The following is a 16,773-nucleotide window of genomic DNA, read 5'->3' as shown; positions in this document are numbered from 1 at the left end:
CACTACGTGAATCTTTCCGCATTTCAACGACCCCTGCGCACGCTCGTCGTCGCGCTTGCGGCGCTGGGCGTCATGCTGCCCGCGTCGAGCGCCTTCGCCGACGACGCGCAATATCCGCAATCCGCGCACGCCGCGCAAGCCGCGCAGTCGCCGGTCGTCTCGGTCGGTCCGCAATACGACACCACGCACGTCTACGTCGCCAACGACGACATCGACGCGTTCGTCAACAGCTTCCTCGCGACCTTCGGCGGCAAGGCGTCGCCGCGCGCCGTCTTCACGGTCACGCCGACGCCGAGCAAGACCGCGTCGCAATACGTGCAGACGCCGGTCGGCATGCTCTCGGTGTTCGCGTTCCAGACGCCGGTTCCCTACCCGTTCGGCAACGAGCGCACCGGCTATCTGGTCACCGATATCGACAAGGCCGTGCGCGCCGCGCGCGCGGCGGGCGCCGACGTGCTGGTCGAATCGTTCGACGATCCGATCGGCAAGGACGCCATCATCCAGTGGCCGGGCGGTCTGACGATGCAGCTTTACTGGCACACGAAGGCGCCGTCGTATGCGCCGCTCGAATACGTGCCGGACAACCGCGTGTATGTTTCGAAGTACGAAGCGCAGAACTTCATCAAGCGATTCCTGCGCTTCTCGCACGGCAAGATCGTCTCCGATAATCATCGCGCGGACGGCGCCGAGATCGGCAAGCCGGGCGAAACGATTCGCCGCGTGCGTCTGCAATCGGGCTTCGGCAACATGCTCGTGTTCGTGACGGACGGCAAGCTGCCTTACCCGTATGGCCGCGAAACCACCGGCTACGACGTGCCCGATCTGGACGCCACGCTCGCCAAGGCGCAGGCCGCCGGCGTGAAGGTGCTGGTGCCCGTCGCGCAGAACGTGGAAGGGCGCACGGCGATGGTCGAGTTCCCCGGCGGCTACGTGGCCGAACTGCATCAGCGCGCGAAGTAAGCAGCATGCGCACGAGCAAGAGATCGCGCCGCGAGGCGCAGGGATGGCGGCGCGCGGCGCTCGCGGGCGCCGCCTTCGCCGGGCTGCACGCGGGCGCGGCGAATGCGGCGAATGCGACGAGTACGGACGCGCAGGCGGCTTCTGCGTCGGCTTCGGCTTCGAGTGCTGCGGCCTGCAACGCGCAGCGCCCGATCCCGTCGTTCAACCGCTGGCAGGAAGACTGGGGCGCGCTCGCGAATCCGTGTGTGCCGCGCAAGCCGCTCGATACGCTCAAGTACATTCCGCTGTCGAGCGACCCGTCGTGGTATCTCTCGCTCGGCGCGAATCTGCGCGAGCGCTTCGAACTGAACAACACGCCGCTGTTCGGCCTCGGTGCGAACAAACCGGATAGCTGGCTGATCCAGCGCGCCGAAGTGCATGCCGATGCGCGTTTCGGCGAACACGTCCAGGCGTTTTTTCAGCTTGAAGACGCGCGTCCCTATGGTAAGGACTCCGTCACACCCGTCGACAAGAATCCGCTCGACATCGAACAGGCGTTCGTCGCGTTCGTCTACGGCGTGGGCGGCGGCACGTTCAAGGCGCGCGTCGGGCGTCAGGAAATGGCGTTCGACTTGCAGCGCTTCGTGTCCGTGCGCGACGGCCCGAACGTGCGCCAGGCCTTCGACGCGCTCTGGGCCGACTACGAGATCGGCAAATGGCGCTTCATCGGCTATCTGACGCAGCCGGTGCAGTATCGCGACGACTCGACCTTCGACGATGTCTCCAACGGTCATCTGACCTTCGACGGCGTGCGCGTCGAGCGCGCGAGTCTCGGCCCCGGCGATCTCTCGGCGTACTGGTCGCGCTACGAGCGTGACAACGCGCGCTTCATCGACGCGAGCGGCAACGAGCGGCGCGATGTGTTCGATGCGCGCTACGCGGGCAAATCGGCGCCGTTCGACTGGGACGTGGAAACGATGCTCCAGACCGGTCACGTGGGCGCGAGCGCGGTCAGCGCGTGGGCGTTCGGCGCGCTGGGCGGCTATACGCTCGCGGCGCTGCCGGGCACGCCGCGCGTGGGCTTGCAGGTCGATGGCGCGTCCGGCGACCGGCATCCCGGCGACGGCCACGTGGGCACGTTCAATCCGCTGTTTCCGAACGGCTATTACTTCACGCTCGCGGGCTACACCGGCTATAGCAACCTGATTCACGTGAAGCCGTCGCTGACCTTCAAGATCACGCCGAAGCTCACGCTGCTGACCGCGCTCGGTTTCCAGTGGCGCGAAACGACCGCCGACGCGGTCTACGGCCAGGGCATGGCGACGGTGCCGGGCACGGCGGGCAAGGGCAATAGCTGGACCGGCATGTATGCGCAGGTGCGCGCCGACTGGATCGTCAACGACAACGTGGCGCTCGCGCTCGAAGCCGTGCATTTCAACGTGGGCGATTCGCTGCGCGCCTTGGGCGCGCGCAATGCCGATTATGTCGGCGTCGAAGCGAAATTCGGCTGGTGACGGATTGACGATGGAACCGTTGAGCGTAATGAAAACAGGGGAACGAGATGGTCATGTCGACGCATAATCTCGAAGTCGCGCGGCTGTCCGCCGCCGCGCGCGCAAACGCCGATGACGCACGCGTCTGGCGCTGGTACGCCGATCTGATGGAGGACGACCGCGTGCGCTGCACGCGTACGCGTCAGGGCTGGCAGATCACGGTCGATAACCGCTGCACGGTCGAGGACGAATCGTTCGATTGCGCCGTGCGCCGTGCGGAGCAGGCGTGGAGCGGCATCGCGCAGACGCAGGTGAAACTGCACCGACGCCGCAAGAGCGCGCCGAAGACGAGCGCGCTCGTGCTGCCGCAATTCTGGTGAGAGGGCGTCGTTAATGCGTCAATGCGTGAATGCTTTGGTGCGTTAGCGCATTAACGCGCGCCCGCGTCGCGCAGCATGCGCCCGAAGGCGTCGATGATCCGCTCGATGGTGCGGTTCTTGTGCGCGAACGGGCCGTGCGGCGTTTCGCGATGCGCGAGCATGGTCGCGTTCGCTTCGAACACGAGCACGCGGCCATCGGCCGTGAGCGTGAAATCGACACCGCCATAAGCGAGCCCGAGCCGCTCGCCGATCGCGCGGATCGCATCGTTCGCGCGCTCGCCGAGCGCTGCGCGCGGGTCGGCGAGAAAGTGCTGTTCCTCGTTGAGCTTCCACGGATTCCCGGCCATCTCGGCGGAAAAGTAGTGGACCATCCAGTGACGCGAAATGGCGAGATGGTAGGGATACGGCTCGCCTGCCACGAATAGCGTGCGGTATTTTCGGTAATGCCCGTCGGCGGCGCGGAAATCGTGAAAGGCCGTGAGATAGCAGGGCGCATCGACATCGGCGAGCGCATGCCACAGCGACTCGATCGACGCGTGCAGCGTTACGCCTTCGCCGCCGTGCGCGGCGAGCGGGCGCAGCAAGAGCGGTAGCGTGAGCTTCGCTTGCGCGAGGTGCGCCGCGAGCTCATCCACGTTCGACGGACGTTCATCGAAGCGCACGCAGCGCGGCACGATCACATCGGGCACACCGTCGAGCAACGTCTCCAGCCGATGACGATGCGTGCGCCCAATCGCTTCCGGCGCATTGAGCAGCGGCCGTTCGCAACGCGCCGCGAAACGCGCGAGACGCGCGGCGAGTTCGGGCGTGCGTGCGGCCACGTCGGCGTCGCCGATGCCATTGAACACCACGTCATGCGGCGGCAACTGCGCGTCTTCCGCTTCGTCGGCGCAATCGATCGCGTAGCGGATGCGCGTGGTCGTTTGCGCGTCGAGCAGCGCGTCGATCGGCACGTTGCCGGTGCCTTGGCCCACGCCCAATATCAGCACGCGCAATTGCTCCGCACTGATCGCCGGATCGACGAACACGCGTTGCAGCCGGTACGCGCGTTCGCGATGCACGCGCGCTTCGTCGGCGAGTCCTTCGCGGTCGAGCGTCGCGGCCAGATTCTGATGTGCGATGGCGAGCGCAGGATCGACTCGCAGCGTATGCCGATACCAGCGGATCGCGTCCTTGCGCCGTCCGTTCATCGCGTAGACCGTCGCGATGTTGTAGAGCACCAGGGCGTGCTGATCCGTGGGCTGATCGCCGTGCGTCGCGCCGAGGAGGCCAAAGGCCGCGAGCGCCAGTTCATGCGCCGCGCTGCCCGCGAGATCTTGCGCGGCGCGCAGGGCCGCGAGCATGCGCGTATGCAGGCCGATATCGAGCGGCGCGGCGTCGAGCGCTTGCGAGAGCGCTTCAATCGAATCCGCTTCGCTCGCGATGAGCACATCAGCCATGACGCGCTCCGAATTCGCGCAGCGCGTCGCAGAGCGTGTCGACGGCTTCCAGCGTGACCGCGTTGTAGATCGACGCGCGCAGTCCGCCAATCGAGCGATGGCCTTCCAGTCCCACCATGCCGCGCTCGCCCGCGAAGTCGAGGAACGCGCGGTCGAGACGCGCATCGCGGAACGTGAAGGCCGCGTTCATCTGCGAGCGCCACGGCTTGAGCGCGTGCACGTCGACCACATCGTGCATCGCGTCGAGCGTGTCGTAGAGCCGCGTCGATTTCGCTTCGTTGATGCGCTGCATCGCATCGAGTCCGCCAACGGTCTCGCGCAGCCAGCGCGTGACCAGCGTGAGCACGTAGATCGCGAACACGGGCGGCGTGTTGTAGTTCGAGCGATGCTCGATCTGCGTGCGCAAGTCGAGAATCTGCGGCAGGCCGTCGGGAATGCGCGCGAGCAGCTCGCGGTCGATCAGCGCGACCGTCACGCCCGCCGGGCCGAGATTCTTTTGCGCGTGCGCGTAGATCATGCCGTAGCGCCCCGCGTCGACGGGACGCGAGAGAAAGTCCGACGACATATCGGCGATCAGCGGCACGCGCGGCGTGGTGTCCGGCGCGGCGAACTGCAAGCCTTCGACGGTTTCGTTCGACACGTAATGCAGATACGCGGCGCTCGGCGCGACGGCGAGCCGGTCGAGCGACGGCAACTCGCGAAAGCTCGACGGCGCGCCGTCCCACACCACGCGGCACGCGCCTACGCGTTTCGCTTCGCTGCTCGCGCGGCGGCTCCAGTAGCCGGAGTTGACGTAGTCGGGCGGCGCGAACGCGCGCGTCGCGAAGTTCAGCGGAATCGTCGCGAACAGCAGACTGCTGCCGCCTTGCAGAAACGAGATCTCGTAGCGGTCGGGCAAACCGAGCAGGGCGCGCAGATTGCGTTCGGCTTCGTCGACGATCTGCACGAACCAGTCCGAGCGATGGCTCATGCCGAGCACGGACAGGCCCGTTTCGGGCAAGGCGGCGATGGCGGTCTGCGTGGCGTCGAGCACGGCGGCCGGCAATGCGCCGGGACCGCCGGAAAAATTGAGAGCGTTGGACTTCATCGGGCGTCGGGCGTCGGAGCGTGTGTTCAGCGGCGCGTTAAAGCGCGGAGGTGCGCTTCAGACGCCAGTTTCAGTGACGCTCAAGCCTAACAAGCATGACGCCGCGATGAGGAGCGGAGCAAAGGGGCAAACGTACGCCAATTTCGCGGATGTGGATTTCCGCAGCCTTTCAGTAATATTCAGAACTGTAATCTGAGGCTTTCAGGCGCATTGCACGCATTGCCCGCGTGGCGCCTGAAGCCCGCGCGCGTGCTCAGGCCGTCACGGGTTTCTTCGCGCGCGCCGCCTTGGCCGCGGGTTTGGCCGCCGCCTTCGTTGCAGGCTTCACGTTCGCATCGGCCGCGCCCGTTGTGTGATACGCGTGGCGCAGATGCTCGTGCATGCGCGACGCGGCGGCTTCCATATCGCCCGAGAGAATCGCGTCGATGATCTCGATGTGCTCGTTGCACCACTCGCGAATGCGCTTGCGGTTCACATAGCCCTGAAATTCCAGCAGGCGGCGCAAGCGGTTCTGCTGCTGCATCGACTGATGCATGAACACGTTGCCGCTGTACTCCGCGAGCATTTCGTGAAAGTTCGCGTCGGTGTCGAACACCTGGCGCGGCGTGACGTTCTCGCCGCCCAGTTGCGAGAGCAGAAACAGATGCTCGCGCTTGCAGCGCTCCAGCGCCGAGCGGTCGGCGGAGAAGGTGGCGAGCATCAGGCCCGCCGGTTCCATCGTGAGACGGAAGTCGTAACTGCTCTTGAGCGTGAGCGCGGTATCGAGCGACGGCTGAAAGCTCCAGCCATGCCCCTTGTTGCGCACGATGAGGCCGTCTTCGGATAGCCGCGAGAGCGCGCGCGTCATCGTCATGCGGTCGACGCCGTAGCGCTGGCAGATGTCGGTCTGCGTGAGCGAGGCGGGCAGCGTGCCCGCGAGCCGGTCGGTGACGAGGCGGTTGTACAGGTCTTCGTCGCCCGAGGTGGGCAGTTCGAGTTCGATGCGATGCAGCCCGTCGGCGGGCTTCGCGAGAAAGAAACCACGGTTCTCGCGCGACTCGATCACGCCAAACGATTCGAGCAGCGCCATGGCCGCGCGCACGGGCGTGCGCGAGACGCCGAGCAGATCCGCGAGCTGTTGCTCGCGCAGATGATGCCCGACCTCGAAGTGCGCTTCCTGAATCAAGTCGATGATCTGTTTGGCCAGCACATGGGCGGCTTTGCCCGGGCGCTTGATCATTTCCGCATTCCTCCAATCGATGGCGGAAGAATAACAAAAAATACAAATTCTGGGTGCCACAAAGAGGGCACAAACATCCTCGCTCGCCAAAAAAAACCATGCAAGAGGGCTTTTTTATCGCTTGACCCGTGTTTTTGTCGTTTGTATAAATTGAGACAATTGAAACAAACGTGATGCAAAGAACGGAGTTTGCGAATGTCTCTATCCCTGTTGTTCGACTACCTCATCTCGGCCGATTTCGTGCGCGGCGCGGCCATGACGCTGGCGATCACCGTCGTTTCCCTGCTGTGCGGAATGCTGATCGGCCTCGTGCTGGCGCTGCTGCAAGGCACGCGCAATCGCGTCGCGCGGACCTTCACGTTCCTCTATCTGTGGCTGTTCCGCGGCACGCCGGTGCTATTCCAGATCATCTTCATCTACAACGTGCTGCCGTCGTTCGGCATCCGCTTCAGCGCCTTCGTGTGCGCCGTGCTCGCGCTCTCGCTCAACGAAGGCGCGTTCATGTCCGAGATCTTCCGCTCGGGCCTGCACGCGGTGAAGCAGGGCCAGCGCACGGCGGGCTTCGCGCTCGGCATGAGCGGCGCGAAGGTGTTCCGCCATATCGTGCTGCCGCAGGCGCTGCGCGTGGTGCTGCCGCCTATCGGCAACCAGATGATCGGCATGCTCAAGCTGAGCGCGCTGGTCTCGGTGATCGCCGTGCAGGAACTGCTGCTCGTCGCGAATCAGGCGGCCAGCGCGAACTTCCGCTATCTGGAGGCGCTGAGCGCCGCCGGCATCTATTACCTCGCGTTCACGACGCTGTTCATGCTGCTGCAAGGCTGGATGGAGCGCGCGCTGAACCGTCGCCGCAAGACCAGCGTGCGCCGCACGTCCTTCGCCGAACGTCTGCTCGGCGTCTCGCAACCCGTCGTCCGCTAAAGGCTTGTTCATGTCGACCGTACCCGCTTCGCCGCTTCTCAAGATTCACCGCATCGACAAGAGCTATGGCGGCACCCAGGTGCTCAAAAGCTGCTCGCTCGAAGTCGCACCGAAGGAAACCATCGTGATCGTCGGGCCGTCGGGCTCGGGCAAATCCACGCTGCTGCGCTGCGTGAACCTGCTCGAATCCGTCGACGCCGGCAACATCCTGTTCGAAGGCCGCGACCTCACGCGCGAACTCAAGCGCGTGCATCAGGTGCGCCAGCAGATCGGCATGGTGTTCCAGAACTTCGAACTGTTCTCGCATCTTTCGGCGATCGAAAACATCATGCTCGCGCCGATGTCGGTGGCGGGCGTCTCGCGGCTCGACGCGCACGATCTCGCGCTCGCGCTGCTCAACAAGGTGCATCTGCGCGAGCGCGCCGATCACTATCCCGACCAGCTTTCGGGCGGCCAGCAGCAGCGCGTGGCGATCGCGCGAGCGCTGGCGATGAAGCCCAAGGTCATGCTCTACGACGAGCCGACGTCGGCGCTCGATCCCGAGATGGTGAGCGAAGTCACCGAGGTGATGGCCGAGCTTAGCGCCGAAGGCATGACGAGTCTCGTCGTCACGCACGAGATGGGTTTCGCGCGCCGCGCGGCGGACCGCATCGTTTTCATGGAAGCGGGCGAGGTGATTCTCACCGAGTCCAGCGAACAGTTCTTCGGCGGCGCGACGCACGAGCGCGCGCGCCGCTTTCTCGACCAGATCCTGCATTGACCGGAGCCCCCTGCATGTCCGCGATTCTTTCCACGCCGTCTTCCGCTACATCCGCCACACAACCCGATCTCGCGCGCATGAAGCGCGATCTCGCCGCGCTCGTCGGCATCAATACCGAGAACCCGCCGGGGCGCGAGATCGAGGCCGCGCAACTCGTGCATCGTCTGCTTGAGGAAGCGGGCTTCGATCTCTCGCTGAGCGAATACAAGCCGGGCCGCGCCAACGTGATGGCGCGCCTCGAAAACGGGCCGGGCCCGACCTTCGCGTTCAACACGCACCTCGACGTGGTGCCCGCCGGCACGGGCTGGCAGTCCGATCCGTTCGTGCTGCGCGAAGCCGATGGCCGTCTCTACGGACGCGGTTCGTGCGACGCGAAAGGCCCGCTCGCGGCCATGCTCGAAGCGATGCGCATGCTCGCCGCCGACCGCTCGCGCTGGTCGGGCACGCTGCTCGGCGTGTTCACCGCCGACGAGGAAATCGCCAGCGAAGGCGCGAAGTTCTACGCGGCGAGCCGTCCGCATGTCGATTTCGTCGTGGTCGGCGAACCGACTTCGAACGCCACGTTCTCGGCGCACAAGGGCAGTCTGCGTCCGCTCGTGCGCGTGCATGGCGTGACGGCGCATTCGGGCACGCCGCATCTCGGCGACAACGCGATCTATCGCGCGGCGCAACTGCTCAAGCTCGTCGAAGGTCATCACGAAAACGAAGTGCGTTGCCGCTGCCATCCGCTCGTGGGTTCCGCGAGTCTCACGGTCACGCGCGCGTTCGGCGGTCATGCCGATAACGTCGTGCCCGGCGCCTGCGATCTGCTGCTCGACCGCCGCATGGTGCCCGGCGAACTCGAAGAGGACGTCAAGCGCGAAATCGAGCAACTGCTGGAAACGGCGCGCGAGCGCTTCGGCGTGCGCGCGGAAGTGCTCGAATACAAGCCGACCACGGGCGGCGCGACCGAAACCGCCGCCGATTCGCGCATCGTGCAGGCGAGCCTCGCCGCATGCCGCGCGCACGGCAACAGCGAGCCGGGTCCGTTCGGTTTCCAGGGCGGCTGCGATCTCGTGCATTTCCGCAGCGTGGGCGCGGCGGGCGTGGTGATCGGCCCGGGCACGCTCGAAGTCGCGCACAAGCCCGACGAGTTCGTGCCGATCGACGAATTCCTCGCGTCGAGCCTGATCTATCGCGACGTCGCGCTGGACATGCTCAAGGCGGAGCAATGAGCGACGCCGCGCTCGGCGCAATCCACGCGAGCCTGCATCGCGCGGCGCTGCATTACGGCGGTGGGCTCGTGCTACATACGGCGTCGTCGGGCAGCGTGGCGAGTCTCGACGCGCTCTATCTGCGGCTCGACGAAGCGGGGCGGTTCGGCACCGGCGAGGTGCGTATCAATTGCGCGTATCTCAACGGTTACACGGCGGAGCAGATCGTCGACGAAGCGCGTACGGCGCTCGCGCAGATCGACTGGTCGCGCGGCGCGCACGCCTTGTTCGCTTCGCTCGGCGAAGTGATCGCGCCTTACAGCGCGCCGGTCCGCACGCTGATCGACAGCGCCTTGCACGACTTGCGCGCGCGTCAGCTCGGCATCAGCGTGGCCGCGCTGTATGGCGCGGCGGCGAGCGCGCAGGCGCCATCGTGGCGCAGCAACCAGACGCTGTTCTGGTCCAGCGACGAGGCCATGCTCGCACGCGCCGCGCAGTATCTCGAACGCGGCTTTCGCGAACTGAAGCTGCGCGTGGGCGTCGCGGATTTCGACGACGACCTGCGCCGCATCGACCTGCTGCATTCGCGTTTCGGCGCACGCATCACGCTGTCCGTCGATGCGAACGGGCAGTGGCGGCCCGAAGATTGCGCGACGCGTTTCGCGGCGCTTGCCGCGCGCGGCGTGGAGTACGTCGAGCAGCCCATCGCGGCCGGCGACTGGGACGCGCTGCGCGACGTCGCGCGGGCGAGCCCGATCACGCTGATGCTCGACGAGAGCCTGCAATCGTCCGCCGATATCGACGCGCTTTGCGCGCTCGCGGGCTTGCCGGTCGCCGCGCATCTGAAGTTGCTCAAGCTCGGCGGCATCGCGGCGACGGTGGCCGCGGCGCGCAAGCTCCAGGCGGCAGGCGTGGCGCTCATGATCGGCCAGATGAACGAAGGCGCGCTCGCCACGGCCGCCGCGCTCCAGGCGTGCAGCGCATGCGGCCCGCGCTGGGCGGAACTCTACGGCGCGGACGGCCTGCTCGACGACCCCGCGCGCGGCATCGTCTACCGCGACGGCGGCGTGAACGTCACCGACCCGCACGGACTGGGCGTGAGCTTCGACGCCGCCCTCACCACGACACTTTGAACGACACAAGGACACACAGCATGCAAGCCAACCAGGGCCCCGCACAGGGCAGCGAATCGGCCTTCACGGCCGCCGAATACGCGCATCGCGTCGCGCGCGCTCGCGAGCTGCTCGCGAGCAACCAGATCGACGCGATGGTCGTGACCGGCCCCGAAAACATCTTCTATCTCACGGGCCAGCAGACGCCGGGTTACTACACGTTTCAGGCGCTCGTGCTGCCGGTCGAGGGCGATCCCGTGTTCGTGATTCGCCAGCTCGAATATTTCAACTTCATCGCCAACACATTTATTTCGGATGCCCAGGTGTATGGCGATGGCGACAATCCCGTCGACGTGCTGGTGCGCGTGATCCAGCAGAAGGGTCTCGCGGGCAAGCGCGTGGCGATCGACAAGCGCGGCTGGTTCCTGCCGATTGCGGTCTACGAGGCGCTGGGCGCGAAGCTCGGCACGATCGCGGACGCGGCGGGCGTGGTCGAACAGTTGCGCGCGGTGAAGTCGCCCGCTGAAATCGCGAAGCTCGAAAAAGCCGCGAGTTATGTCGATGCGGGCATGCGCGCGGGCCTCGACGCGGTGCATGTGGGCAACACCGAAAACACTCTGGTCGCGGCGATGATGGGCGCGGCCATCGCGGCCGGTTCGGAATACGTGGGCATGGAGCCGCTGGTGTCGGCCGGTCCGCGTACCGGCGTGCCGCACGGCACGTGGCGTCGCCGCGCGCTCGAAGCGAACGCGCCCGCGTTCCTCGAAATGGCCGCGTGCCACGACCGCTATCACGCGGCGCTGATGCGTTCGGCGTGGATCGGCGAAGTGCGCCCCGAAGCGCTCGACATGGAAAAGGTCTGCCAGGAAGCCTTGCAGGCGGCGCTCGACGCCATCGTGCCGGGCGCGCCGTGCGAAGCGCCGCACCTCGCGTGCCAGGCCGTGATCGACCGCGCGGGCTACACCGACAACTTCAAGAAGCGCACCGGCTACTCGGTCGGCATTTCGTTCGCACCGGACTGGGGCGAAGGCTCGATCCTGAGTCTCTACACGGGCGTGACCACGTCGCTGCGCCCCGGCATGACGTTCCATATTCCGCCCGCGCTGCGCATCTACGGCGAGTTCACCGTGGGCGTGAGCGAAACCGTGGTGGTGACCGAGACCGGTTATCGCGCGCTCGGCAATATCGCGCGCCCGCTGTTGCGCGTCGCGGCCTGATTACGCGCGCGGTTTAGTGCGCAGTCCAAAGTATCAAGAGGTGTCTATGTCTTTTTCCCAACTGGCGCCGCGCATGAGCCGCGTGCGTCCCTCGCCCACGGCCGCGATCTCCGACAAGGTGCGGGAGCTGCTCGCCGCCGGGCAATCCGTCATCAATCTCGGCGAAGGCGAATTGCACTTCGACACGCCCGCGCATATCAAGCGCGCGGGCATTGAAGCGATCGAGCGCGGCGACACGAAATACACCGCCGTGGCGGGCACGAGCGAACTGCTCGCGGCCATCGTCGAGAAGTTCGCGCGCGAGAACGGCGTGCGTTACGGCATGGATGAGGTGATCGCGGGCACGGGCGCGAAGCAGTTGATCTTCAACGCGCTGCTCGCGACGCTCGCGCCCGGCGACGAGGTGCTGATCTGCGCGCCGTACTGGGTGTCGTATCCGGACATGGTGGCGCTCGCCGAAGGCCGCGCGCGCGTGCTGAGCGGCGACCCCGCGAATGGCTGGAAGCTCGACGCGCAGACGCTGCGCGCGGCCATCACGCCGAAAACGCGCTGGCTGATCCTGAACTCGCCGAACAATCCCACGGGCGCGGTCTACACGCGCGAGGAGTTGCGTGCGCTCGCCGACGTGCTGCTCGATCACGAGCACGTGCTGCTGATGGCCGACGACATCTACGAGCACGTGCGTTTCAGCGGCCCGTTCAGCACGCCGGCCGAAGTCGAGCCGCGTCTGCGCGAGCGCACGCTCACGGTGAACGGCGTCTCGAAGGGCTATTCGATGACGGGCTGGCGCATCGGTTACGCGGGCGGCCCCGCGTGGCTCGTGCGCGCGATGCAGATCCTGCAATCGCAAAGCACCTCGAATCCGAGCACGATTTCGCAGGCGGCGACTGTCGCGGCGTTGCGCGGCGGCTTGAGCTTTCTCGACGACTGGCTCGTGGAGTTGCGCGCGAATCGCGATCTCGTGAACGCGACCATCGCGCGCTGCGCGGGGCTGCATTGCGAACCCGCCGACGGCGCGTTCTATGCGTTCGTGAACTGCGCGGGCCTGATCGGCGCGACCACGCCCGACGGCACGATCCTGCGCGACGATCTCGCGGTGGCGACGTGGCTGCTCGAATCGGCGCATGTGGGCGTGGTGCACGGTAGCGCGTTCGGCGTGGAGGACCACGTGCGCATCGCGTATGCGGTGCCGGTCGAGACGCTGAAGGAAGCGTGCCGCCGGATCGAAGCCGCGTGCGCGACGCTCACGCTCGCGCCGCTGGAAGCGGGCGCATGAGCGCGCGCCGTCACCACGCGACTTCAGGCGGCGCACGATGCTGCATCTGATCGAGGACGCCGCGAGCGAGCCCGCGCAGTATGGCGCGCTCGCGGCGCGGCTGGCGACTCAACTCGCGGAGCGGCTGACCGCAGGCGCGGGTTCGGCGGCGCGCGAGGTGGGGTTCGCGCATCTGCCCGCGCGTTTCGATACCGCGCGTTTTCCCGACGCCGTGCAGCACGTCTGCACGCAGGGCGCGCTGGTCGCGAGCGGCTTGCTCTGGCGCGACCGCGCGTGTCCCGGCGGCGTGCAGGGCGAACTCGATATCGATGAGATCGTGACGCGCGCGCGGCACGGCGACGTGGTCGTGCCCGTGCATCCGGCGAACGGCGAGTTTGCGGCATTGCGCGAGGCGTTCGCGACGCGCGCCGAACGCGAAGGCGTGGCGTTGATGCGCTATGCGGTCGCGCGCGCGTCGTCCGTTGCGTGCGTGATCGATCAGTATCAGACGCTGCACGATGCCGCCATGCAAGACCGCTTCGGCCGATGGCGCGACGCCGATGCCGATATGCAAGCGCAAGCGCCTTCGAGCGAGGCGGGTGCTTCGCTTTTGATCGCGTTGATCGGCAGCGAAAGCGAGCAACGCGAGCAATATCCGGCAACACTCGCCGCGCTCGGCGACGCCGCCGATGCGCTCGCGCTCGACATCGATGTTCGTTTCGTCGCGGCGCAGTCGCTCGATGCGTCGAATGTGGCGGAGCACTTGCGCGGCGCGCACGCCGTCTTGCTGCCGGGCGGCGCGGACATGTCGCGCGTCGCCGGGCAGATCGCGGCGGCGCGCTTTGCGTGGGCCGCGCGCGTGCCGATCGTCGGGCTCTGTCTCGGCATGCAGTCGATGGCGACGGCGCTCGCCCGCGTGGCGCTCGAACGCGACGACATCGGCATGCGCGAAGCCGAACCGCATGCGCGCGTGGCGAGCTTCGTGCCGATCCGCGAATCCAGCGACGGCGTACTCGTGCATCGCGCGGGCGTGCAGACCATCGCGCTTACACACGATTCGCTGCTCGCGCATTGGCTCGGTGGCACGCAAGCGGCGATTCGCTGCAATCATCGCTATCGGCTTGAAGGTTCGCTGGAGGCGCCATTGGCGCGTGTCGGCGTGACGATTGCCGCGCGCGATGCGAGTGGCGAAATCGCCGATGCGATCGAGGCGCGCGATCATCCGTTCTTCGCGGGCATGCAGGGGCACCCGGAATTGTCGTCGCGCGAGGGCGCGGCGCATCCGTTGCTGCTTGCGTGGTTGAAGGCGGCGCGCGAGCGCTGAACGTATTGCATTTATCGCGCACGCACAAACGGCGCGCCATGTCGGCGCGCCGTTTTCACATTCCGCGACGACTCAGCGCTTACGCGACCTGCGATGCAAGCGCCGACGCAAACAATTCCGCGTCCACATTGCCGCCCGACGCGACCACCAGCACGCGCTTGCCGCGCAGCGCCGACGCGGCCGGATCGGCCATCATCGCGGCGAGCGCCGTTGCGCCGCCAGGTTCCACCACCACGCGGAACGCTTCGAAACAGAACGCCATCGCGCGGCGCACGGCCTCGTCGTCGGCGACGAGCGCGCCCGCGAGGCGCGAACGGTTGATCGAGAACGGCAGTTCGGCGGGCACGGGCGCGAGCAGCGCGTCGCAGATCGACACGCGTCCGGCCGGATTCGTTTCGCGCGCGCCCGAGGCGAGCGAGCGGCGCGTGTCGTCGAAGCTCGCCGGTTCGGCGGCCCAGACTTCGGCGTGCGAGCCCGCCGCCTCGACGGCGAGACAGGTGCCCGCCGCGAGTCCGCCGCCGCCGCAGGGCACGACGATCGCATCGACTTCCGCCGCGCCCAGGCGCTCCAGCGATTCGAGCGCGACCGTGCCCTGGCCCGCGATCACATGATGATGATCGCCGGGCGGCACGACCGTATAGCGGCCTTCGCGCGCGAGTTCGGCGGCCACTTCTTCGCGGCTTTGCCGCTCGCGGTCGTAGCGCACGATGCGCGCGCCCGCGAGCCGCGCTTTTTCGACCTTGTTTTCAGGCGCATTCGACGGCATCACGACGGTGGTCGGCAGGCCGAGCATGCGCCCGACCGTGGCGATCGCCTGGCCGTGATTGCCGGTCGAGTAGGCGACCACGCCGTCGGGACAGAGCGCGCGGTCGAGCCGCGAGAGGCAGTTATAGGCGCCGCGAAACTTGAACGCGCCCGTGTGTTGCAGCGATTCGAGCTTGACGACCACGCGCGCGCCCGTGAGCGCGTCGAGCAGATCCGACCGCACGAGCGGCGTGTCGACGGCGACGTTGTGCAGGCGCGCGGCGGCGTCGAGCACGTCGCGGGCGGCGGGGGTCTGAAAAGACAACATGTTGCGATCCTCGATGAACGCGCGGCGAACGCGTGCGGTCCGCCGCGCCAGGCGATCCGGCGTGAACCGGATCAGAAACGATGCCGCAGGCCGACCGTCACGATCGCCTGCGTGCTGGTGCCGTCCACGCCATACGACGAGATCGTCGCGCGCGCGTCCTGGAGCGCGCCCGAACTCGTGCGCTGCTCGCCGCTCGCGTGCTGGAAGGCGGCGGTGGCGTAGACGTCGGTGGATTTGGAGAGCGTGTAGAACGCGCCCGTGCTCACCTGGTTGTAGCGCGCGGAGGCGTCGCCGCTCGCGTCGGTGAAGATGTAGCCGAGGCCGAAGCGCAGCGCGGGCGAGACGCGGTAGAACGCGTACACGCGGCCGGTGTTGTAGTGCTGCGTGTGCGCGAAGGTCGATTCGCCGTCGGCGGTGTAGCGCGCGTTGCTGTAGCCCGCGCCGAGCAGGAAGGCGCCGAGCTGGTACTGCGCCGCCGCCTGGGCGATGCCGAGCACGTGGGCGCTCTGGTAGGCGGTGTTGATCGAGCCGCCTTCGAAGAGGGCGTCGGTGGTGGCGCTGGTCCAGCCGGTGCGCGCGCCCGTCGACGCATTCGCGTTGGCCGCTTGGAAGTAGCCCGCCGCGAGCTTGAGCGGGCCGTTCGCGTAGAGCGCGGCGGCGCTGAGCGTGTAGCCCTGGCCGAGCGAACCGGCCACGCCGCCGGGCGCGGCGAGCGCTTCGAACTGAAGCCCGCCGAAGTTCGGCGAGGTGTACTTCACGGCGTTCGAGACGCGCGCGCTGAAGTCGTTGTTGTCGACGTCGCCGGGCGTGGCGAAGGGCACGCTGCCGCCTGCGCCGTCGGCGGTGAGCGGCTGCACGAGATCGACGATCGGATCGTACATGCGGCCCGCGACGAGCGAGCCCCAACGGTCGCCCGAGAGCCCCACGAACGATTGACGGCCGAATTCGCGGCTGCCTTGCAGCGACTTGCCGGTGCCGATCGCGAAGCCCGATTCGAGCTGGAAGATCGCCTTCAGACCGCCGCCGAGATCTTCGCTGCCCTTGAGACCCCAGCGATTGCCCGAGAGGCCGCCGCTCAGCAGGCTGAAGCGGTTGCCGTTGTTCGTCTTGAGATAGCTGATGCCCGCATCGACGATGCCGTAGAGCGTGATGCTGCTTTGCGCGTGTGCGCTGCCGATGCTGGCGCCGGCGAGTACCGCGCCGGTGAGTGCGAGTCGTGCTTTCATGAGGTTCATCTGTTGTACGAAATAATTGTGATTGAGGTCGTGAGCGAGAAGCGTGCGGCGGATAAAAGCGAGAGAAGCGATAAAGCGAACGTCGAGGTGTCAGGGCGAGCAGGCGCGAGCGCGCCCGCCGGAGCGGCGA

15 protein-coding genes are annotated in these 16,773 nt (G+C 66.9%); 10 read left to right on the top strand and 5 right to left on the bottom strand.

All coding sequences use genetic code 11. The features are described 5' to 3' along the window. Positions 1 to 6: 6 nt before the first annotated feature. Genes U4Y88_RS11500 through U4Y88_RS11490 form a run of 3 tightly spaced genes read left to right on the top strand, consistent with a single transcriptional unit; the run spans position 7 to position 2,812 of the window. Positions 7 to 960 carry a glyoxalase gene (locus U4Y88_RS11500; RefSeq protein ID WP_321783980.1) on the top strand — a complete coding sequence of 318 codons (954 nt, stop codon included), beginning with the start codon at positions 7 to 9 and terminating at the stop codon, positions 958 to 960. Positions 961 to 965: 5 nt separating this feature from the next. After that, a complete protein-coding gene (locus U4Y88_RS11495; protein WP_321783978.1) occupies positions 966 to 2,453 on the top strand; it encodes an alginate export family protein in 1,488 nt (495 codons plus the stop codon). Between the two features lie 53 nt (positions 2,454 to 2,506). Then, positions 2,507 to 2,812, top strand: a complete 306-nt coding sequence (locus U4Y88_RS11490; protein ID WP_224013316.1) for a hypothetical protein — start codon at positions 2,507 to 2,509, stop codon at positions 2,810 to 2,812. A 50-nt stretch (positions 2,813 to 2,862) separates the two neighbouring features. On the opposite strand, the gene U4Y88_RS11485 is transcribed toward U4Y88_RS11490, so the two are convergent. From U4Y88_RS11485 to U4Y88_RS11475, 3 genes are all read right to left on the bottom strand, one after another. Beyond that, the gene (locus tag U4Y88_RS11485; protein WP_321783976.1) at positions 2,863 to 4,251 is read right to left on the bottom strand and encodes a tetratricopeptide repeat protein; all 1,389 of its coding nucleotides are present in this window, start codon (positions 4,249 to 4,251) and stop codon (positions 2,863 to 2,865) included. After that, positions 4,244 to 5,338 carry a 3-phosphoserine/phosphohydroxythreonine transaminase gene (serC, locus tag U4Y88_RS11480; RefSeq protein ID WP_321783974.1) on the bottom strand — a complete coding sequence of 365 codons (1,095 nt, stop codon included), beginning with the start codon at positions 5,336 to 5,338 and terminating at the stop codon, positions 4,244 to 4,246. The genes U4Y88_RS11485 and serC overlap by 8 nt, the downstream gene beginning before the upstream one ends. Before the next feature lie 253 nt (positions 5,339 to 5,591). Continuing rightward, positions 5,592 to 6,557, bottom strand: a complete 966-nt coding sequence (locus tag U4Y88_RS11475; RefSeq protein WP_224013313.1) for a GntR family transcriptional regulator — start codon at positions 6,555 to 6,557, stop codon at positions 5,592 to 5,594. Positions 6,558 to 6,752: 195 nt separating this feature from the next. On the opposite strand from U4Y88_RS11475, the gene U4Y88_RS11470 reads away from it, so the two are divergent. The 7 genes from U4Y88_RS11470 to U4Y88_RS11440 are packed head-to-tail and all read left to right on the top strand — an operon-like array spanning position 6,753 to position 14,336. Continuing rightward, the gene (locus tag U4Y88_RS11470; RefSeq protein WP_321783972.1) at positions 6,753 to 7,475 is read left to right on the top strand and encodes an amino acid ABC transporter permease; all 723 of its coding nucleotides are present in this window, start codon (positions 6,753 to 6,755) and stop codon (positions 7,473 to 7,475) included. 10 nt (positions 7,476 to 7,485) lie between these two features. Beyond that, a complete protein-coding gene (locus U4Y88_RS11465; protein ID WP_310633188.1) occupies positions 7,486 to 8,235 on the top strand; it encodes an amino acid ABC transporter ATP-binding protein in 750 nt (249 codons plus the stop codon). Between the two features lie 14 nt (positions 8,236 to 8,249). After that, positions 8,250 to 9,449: a M20 family metallopeptidase gene (locus U4Y88_RS11460; RefSeq protein WP_224013310.1), complete on the top strand. Its 1,200-nt coding sequence runs from the start codon at positions 8,250 to 8,252 to the stop codon at positions 9,447 to 9,449. After that, positions 9,446 to 10,561 (top strand): mandelate racemase/muconate lactonizing enzyme family protein, encoded by a 1,116-nt coding sequence (locus tag U4Y88_RS11455; RefSeq protein WP_321783970.1) that lies wholly within the window; start codon positions 9,446 to 9,448, stop codon positions 10,559 to 10,561. The genes U4Y88_RS11460 and U4Y88_RS11455 overlap by 4 nt, the downstream gene beginning before the upstream one ends. Before the next feature lie 20 nt (positions 10,562 to 10,581). Beyond that, on the top strand, positions 10,582 to 11,757 hold the full coding sequence (locus U4Y88_RS11450; protein WP_321783968.1) for a Xaa-Pro peptidase family protein: 1,176 nt from the start codon (positions 10,582 to 10,584) through the stop codon (positions 11,755 to 11,757). Positions 11,758 to 11,803: 46 nt separating this feature from the next. Beyond that, positions 11,804 to 13,033, top strand: coding sequence for a pyridoxal phosphate-dependent aminotransferase (locus tag U4Y88_RS11445; RefSeq protein ID WP_224013307.1), 1,230 nt, complete (start codon positions 11,804 to 11,806; stop codon positions 13,031 to 13,033). Between the two features lie 37 nt (positions 13,034 to 13,070). Further along, a complete protein-coding gene (locus U4Y88_RS11440) occupies positions 13,071 to 14,336 on the top strand; it encodes a glutamine amidotransferase-related protein (protein WP_321783966.1) in 1,266 nt (421 codons plus the stop codon). A gap of 79 nt (positions 14,337 to 14,415) precedes the next feature. Here U4Y88_RS11440 and U4Y88_RS11435 read toward each other — a convergent pair whose 3' ends face one another. Beyond that, positions 14,416 to 15,408 (bottom strand): threonine/serine dehydratase, encoded by a 993-nt coding sequence (locus U4Y88_RS11435; RefSeq protein ID WP_310633194.1) that lies wholly within the window; start codon positions 15,406 to 15,408, stop codon positions 14,416 to 14,418. A 71-nt stretch (positions 15,409 to 15,479) separates the two neighbouring features. Beyond that, on the bottom strand, positions 15,480 to 16,643 hold the full coding sequence (locus tag U4Y88_RS11430; protein WP_415774424.1) for a porin: 1,164 nt from the start codon (positions 16,641 to 16,643) through the stop codon (positions 15,480 to 15,482). Positions 16,644 to 16,773 lie beyond the last annotated feature (130 nt).

The sequence above is a fragment of the Paraburkholderia sp. J94 genome (assembly GCF_905220285.1).
Taxonomy (GTDB): Bacteria; Pseudomonadota; Gammaproteobacteria; order Burkholderiales; family Burkholderiaceae; genus Paraburkholderia; species Paraburkholderia tropica_A.
Note: the sequence above shows the minus strand (reverse complement) of the source record. Positions and strands in the feature narration are given on the sequence as shown.

What these genes read in the sequence shown, in the direction of transcription:
- U4Y88_RS11495 (WP_321783978.1), top strand. Translation starts at nt 966, where the DNA reads ATGCGCACGAGCAAGAGATCGCGCCGCGAGGCGCAGGGATGGCGGCGC.
- U4Y88_RS11490 (WP_224013316.1), top strand. Translation starts at nt 2,507, where the DNA reads ATGTCGACGCATAATCTCGAAGTCGCGCGGCTGTCCGCCGCCGCGCGC.
- U4Y88_RS11485 (WP_321783976.1), bottom strand. Translation starts at nt 4,251, where the DNA reads ATGGCTGATGTGCTCATCGCGAGCGAAGCGGATTCGATTGAAGCGCTC.
- serC (WP_321783974.1), bottom strand. Translation starts at nt 5,338, where the DNA reads ATGAAGTCCAACGCTCTCAATTTTTCCGGCGGTCCCGGCGCATTGCCG.
- U4Y88_RS11475 (WP_224013313.1), bottom strand. Translation starts at nt 6,557, where the DNA reads ATGATCAAGCGCCCGGGCAAAGCCGCCCATGTGCTGGCCAAACAGATC.
- U4Y88_RS11470 (WP_321783972.1), top strand. Translation starts at nt 6,753, where the DNA reads ATGTCTCTATCCCTGTTGTTCGACTACCTCATCTCGGCCGATTTCGTG.
- U4Y88_RS11465 (WP_310633188.1), top strand. Translation starts at nt 7,486, where the DNA reads ATGTCGACCGTACCCGCTTCGCCGCTTCTCAAGATTCACCGCATCGAC.
- U4Y88_RS11460 (WP_224013310.1), top strand. Translation starts at nt 8,250, where the DNA reads ATGTCCGCGATTCTTTCCACGCCGTCTTCCGCTACATCCGCCACACAA.
- U4Y88_RS11455 (WP_321783970.1), top strand. Translation starts at nt 9,446, where the DNA reads ATGAGCGACGCCGCGCTCGGCGCAATCCACGCGAGCCTGCATCGCGCG.
- U4Y88_RS11450 (WP_321783968.1), top strand. Translation starts at nt 10,582, where the DNA reads ATGCAAGCCAACCAGGGCCCCGCACAGGGCAGCGAATCGGCCTTCACG.
- U4Y88_RS11445 (WP_224013307.1), top strand. Translation starts at nt 11,804, where the DNA reads ATGTCTTTTTCCCAACTGGCGCCGCGCATGAGCCGCGTGCGTCCCTCG.
- U4Y88_RS11440 (WP_321783966.1), top strand. Translation starts at nt 13,071, where the DNA reads ATGCTGCATCTGATCGAGGACGCCGCGAGCGAGCCCGCGCAGTATGGC.
- U4Y88_RS11435 (WP_310633194.1), bottom strand. Translation starts at nt 15,408, where the DNA reads ATGTTGTCTTTTCAGACCCCCGCCGCCCGCGACGTGCTCGACGCCGCC.
- U4Y88_RS11430 (WP_415774424.1), bottom strand. Translation starts at nt 16,643, where the DNA reads ATGAACCTCATGAAAGCACGACTCGCACTCACCGGCGCGGTACTCGCC.